This window comes from Rugamonas apoptosis (genome assembly GCF_014042355.1).
GTDB lineage: Bacteria > Pseudomonadota > Gammaproteobacteria > Burkholderiales > Burkholderiaceae_D > Rugamonas > Rugamonas apoptosis.
Genome location: NZ_JACEZU010000077.1, coordinates 1 through 255 on the forward strand (window position 1 = coordinate 1; position 255 = coordinate 255).

The 255-nt window shown below is 68.6% G+C and carries 1 protein-coding gene; it reads right to left on the minus strand.

The window, feature by feature from the left end:
* Nucleotides 1-187, minus strand: a 187-nt coding sequence (locus tag H3H39_RS27500; protein WP_182157708.1) for a hypothetical protein, incomplete at its 3' end; no start/stop codon positions are given.
* Nucleotides 188-255 lie beyond the last annotated feature (68 nt).

Below are 255 nucleotides of genomic sequence, written 5' to 3' on the forward strand. Positions count from 1 at the left end.
CGTCGGTGGCGCGCACGATGACGTTGTTGCCGCCTTCGACGGCGTTGAAGCTGCTATTCCAGGTGGTTCCGCCGTCGGTGCTGTAGCTGAGGGTGGCGCCGGTTTCGGCGCCGCTGATGGCCAGTGTGCCGACGTTGGTGATGCCGTCGCTGCCGCTGGAGCCGCTGTCGTGGGCCAGGGCAACCACGGGTGCCGCGGTCGCGGTGTCGAGGGTGAAGGTGAAGGCCGCGGCATTGTGGGTGTTGCCGGCCACGT